This is a genomic window from Mycobacterium sp. TH-M25 (genome assembly GCF_057473665.1).
Map to the genome: position 1 here is coordinate 1 of NZ_JBYCLA010000143.1, position 3,914 is coordinate 3,914.

At 64.7% G+C, this 3,914-nt stretch carries 4 protein-coding genes and 1 pseudogene; 2 read left to right on the top strand and 3 right to left on the bottom strand.

Annotation, left to right across the window (positions count from 1 at the left end; genetic code table 11):
• The coding region (locus AC2VOU_RS04890) for a chorismate synthase (protein WP_486956347.1) at positions 1-625 on the bottom strand (625 nt) is incomplete at its 3' end.
• 181 nt (positions 626-806) lie between these two features.
• On the opposite strand from AC2VOU_RS04890, the gene AC2VOU_RS04895 reads away from it, so the two are divergent.
• Positions 807-1,937 carry a ferredoxin reductase gene (locus tag AC2VOU_RS04895; RefSeq protein ID WP_486956344.1) on the top strand — a complete coding sequence of 377 codons (1,131 nt, stop codon included), beginning with the start codon at positions 807-809 and terminating at the stop codon, positions 1,935-1,937.
• 15 nt (positions 1,938-1,952) lie between these two features.
• Positions 1,953-3,158, top strand: coding sequence for a fatty acid desaturase family protein (locus AC2VOU_RS04900; RefSeq protein WP_486956345.1), 1,206 nt, complete (start codon positions 1,953-1,955; stop codon positions 3,156-3,158).
• 80 nt (positions 3,159-3,238) lie between these two features.
• On the opposite strand, the gene AC2VOU_RS04905 is transcribed toward AC2VOU_RS04900, so the two are convergent.
• On the bottom strand, positions 3,239-3,655 hold the full coding sequence (locus tag AC2VOU_RS04905) for an A24 family peptidase (protein ID WP_486956346.1): 417 nt from the start codon (positions 3,653-3,655) through the stop codon (positions 3,239-3,241).
• A gap of 10 nt (positions 3,656-3,665) precedes the next feature.
• A pseudogene (locus tag AC2VOU_RS04910) lies at positions 3,666-3,914 on the bottom strand (shikimate dehydrogenase); the annotation flags it as partial.

Consider the following 3,914-nt stretch of genomic DNA (forward strand, 5'->3'; position numbering starts at 1 on the left):
CGATCTCGGCGATCATCGAGGCTTCGGCGGCGTTGTCGAAGGCTCGCACCCCGCTGTCGTCGATCGCGGCCAGGTCGCTGGGCTGCGGCGGCGGTCCGTCATACGGCGTGGAGTCGCCGATCGAGATGACGTGCGACAGCACCTCGACGCCGAGGGCTTGGCGAAGAAACTGGCGGGCGACGGTGCCGGCGGCGACGCGGGCGGCGGTCTCGCGGGCGCTGGCCCGTTCCAACACCGGTCGGGCATCGTCGAATTCGTACTTCAGCATTCCGGCGTAATCGGCGTGGCCGGGCCGCGGCCGGGTCAGCGGCGCGTTGCGCGCCACCTCGAGTTCGGATTCCTCGACCGGGTCGGGGGCCATTACGGTCTCCCATTTCGGCCACTCGGTGTTGCCGACCTCGATGGCGATCGGCCCGCCGAGGGTGACGCCGTGACGCACTCCCGCGAGCACGGTGACCTGGTCGCGCTCGAACTTCATCCGGGCGCCGCGGCCGTAGCCGAGTCGACGGCGGGCCAACTGGTCGGCGATGTCGTCGGAGGTGATCGTCAACCCGGCGACCATGCCTTCGACCACGGCCACCAGAGCGCGGCCGTGGGATTCACCAGCAGTGGTCCATCGCAACACGAGTCCCATCTTCCCACGGCGGGCCTCGTCGGGGAAAAATGCGCCACTCGGATGGCTGCAGGGGTCGGTGCTTGGCGGTTGCTTGCACCCAGCGCGTTCCAGACCGAGGTTTTATTACTCCGCAGTAGGGTAATCCACTCGCGTGACCACGGTCACAATGTTCACGAGCGGAAGGCAAACCATGACCTCGCCCTTCAAATCCGCGGTGCGCTGGGCGCGATCCCCGGCGAAGAACGTGGACTCGGCGTACGGATCGTGGGTCAACACGCTTCGCGGGCTGGCCGCACGGGCGACCACGCCGCTGCTGCCCGACGACTATCTATCGCTGATCAACCCGCTGTGGTCGGCCCGCGAACTACGCGGTGAGATCGTGGCGGTCGAACCCGAAACCGACGACACCGCAACGGTCATCATCCGGCCGGGTTGGGGCTTCTCCGGCGACTACCGGCCAGGCCAATACGTCGGCATCGGCTTGCGCGTCGACGGCCGCTGGCATTGGCGGTCCTACTCGTTGACGTCGGTCCCCCAGCACGGCGACGGCAACATCTCGATCACCGTGAAGGCGACGCCGGAAGGCTTCCTGTCGACTCACCTGGTCAACGGCGTCGAACCCGGCACGATCATTCGGCTGGCATCTCCGAAGGGAGACTTCGCGCTACCCAACCCGCCGCCGTCGCAGATCCTGTTCATCACCGCGGGCAGCGGCATCACACCCGTCATGGGGATGCTGCGATCGCTGCGGGGACGAGGCCAGTTCCCCGATATCGTCCACGTGCATTCAGCCCCCTCGCAGGACGCGGTCATCTTCCACGACGAACTGCGCGACACCGAGAAGGCAGAACGCGGCTACCGACTGCATCTGCGGCTCACCGAGACCGACGGCAAGCTCGATTTCGGAGAGCTCGACGACATCGTCGCCGATTGGCGTGATCGCTCGGCGTGGGCGTGCGGACCCGCGGCCATGCTCGAAACGGTCGAAAAGGTCTGGAAGGACAACAACCTCGACGAGGCTCTCCACCTGGAGCGATTCAGCATCGCCGTCACCGACAAAGGCGGCGAGGGCGGCACGGTGACATTCGCGATATCCGATAAGGAAATCGCGATCGACGGCGCAACATCCATCCTCGAGGCCGGCGAAAAGCTGGGCATTCAAATGCCGTTCGGATGCCGGATGGGCATCTGCCAAACCTGCGTACTGCCACTCGAGGAAGGCCACGTTCGCGATGTTCGCTCCGGCGACGAGCACGGGGCGGGCGACCGAATCCAGACATGCATTTCGACCGCATCCGGTAACTGCACCATCAAGGTTTGAAAGGACAACGCTCCCATGGCCATCACCGATATCAAGGCATATGCACACCTCACCCCGCAGGACGTCGAGAATCTGGCGACCGAACTCGACCAGATTCGCGCCGACGTCGAGGAATCGCGGGGCGAACGCGACGCCCGCTATATCCGTCGCGCCATCCAATTACAGCGCGGGCTGGCAGCTTTCGGCCGCTTGGCGTTGTTCGCCAGCAGCAGCCGGATGGCCCGCCTGGCCGGTATCACCAGCCTGGCCTCGGCCAAGATCATCGAAAATATGGAGTTGGGCCACAACATCATTCACGGCCAGTGGGACTGGATGAACGACCCCGAGATTCACTCCACCGAGTGGGAATGGGACACCGCATGCCCGTCGTCGCAATGGAAACACTCGCACAACTTCATACATCACAAGTACACCAACGTGGTCGGCCTGGACAGCGATGTCGGTTACGGCATCATGCGCGTCACACGCGACGAGCCTTGGGCGCCATGGATGATCGGCAACCCCGTCTACAACCTGATGCTCGGCACACTCTTCCAGTGGGGGGTCGCGCTGCACCACGTCGAGTCCGCGAAAATCCGGAAGAAGGAAAAGTCGTGGGCCGAGGCCCGAAAAGACCTACGCATCATGGGAACCAAGATGGGAAAGCAGGCGGGCAAGGATTACATCGTCTATCCGGCTCTGGCCGGCACCAACTGGAAGCACACGCTCAAGGCGAATGCCATCGCCAACCTGATCCGCAACTACTGGGCCTACATGGTGATCTTTTGTGGCCACTTCCCCGATGGTGCAGAGAAATTCACCATCGAGAGCTTCGAAGAAGAAACCCGCGGGGAATGGTATCTACGCCAGATGCTGGGCTCGGCCAACTTCCACGCCGGCCCGATCATGGCATTCATGAGCGGGAATCTGTGCTACCAGATCGAACATCACCTGTTCCCCGACCTGCCCAGCAACCGGTACGCCGAGATCAGCGTGCGCGTGCACGCGCTCTGCGAGGAATACGACCTGCCCTACACCACTGGACCGCTGCTGCGCCAGTATTGGCAGTCGTTCTGGACCATCCTCAAACTGGCCCTGCCGAACACCTGGCTGCGCTCGACGTCGGATGACGCACCGGAAACGCACTCGGAAAAGAAGTTCCCGGACTCCGAGCCGCGCGAGATCCGCGGCAAACGTTACGGGCTGCGCAGCGCCCTGAAGGGTCGTGCCGCGGCAGCCTAGTGTTTCGCCGAACGTGTACTCAGTACGAAAACGAGGGCCGGAAGTCGAACTCAGTGCACGTTCGGCGAGCCGGCGGCCGGTCAACTCGCCAACCCCACCGCCGCGGCGCTCGCCAGACACATCGCCGGCCCGTGCGGCACCACCCGGATCGACCAGCCGGCGCACGCCACGAGGCCGACCACCGCGCTCAGCAGCGGCGCGGCGATGGCCGCGAGCAACCACACATCGGCACCGAAACGTGCTGTCAGCGCCCCCAATCCCAGGGCCAGCTTGACGTCGCCGGCGCCCATCGCCGTCGGAGCCACCAGGTGTACCGACAGATAGACGCCGGCTAACGCGACTGCGCCGACCAGCGCTGCCCACCCGCGGCCAGAACCCAGAGCGGCCAGCATGATCATCGCGAATCCGGGAATAGTCAGCCAATTCGGCAGCCGGCGCTGCCGGACGTCGTATCCACTCAGCGCAGCCATCCACAGCAGAACGAGTCCAATCAGCATGCGCGGCACGCTAATCCAAGACAGCCTCCATCGCCGCTCGCGGGGCTGGTCGGCCTGTGAATTGTTCGACTTGCGCGAACGCCTGATGCAGCAGCATCTGCAGGCCGCCGATCACCTGACCGCCGGCATCGCTCACCGCCGCGGCCAGTGGCGTCGGCCACGGATCATAGATCGCATCCAGCAGTACCGGCGCCGCGGCGAAGGCATCGGCGTGGCGCGCCGCAACGTCGGCGGGCAATGTGCTCCCCAACACCTGAGC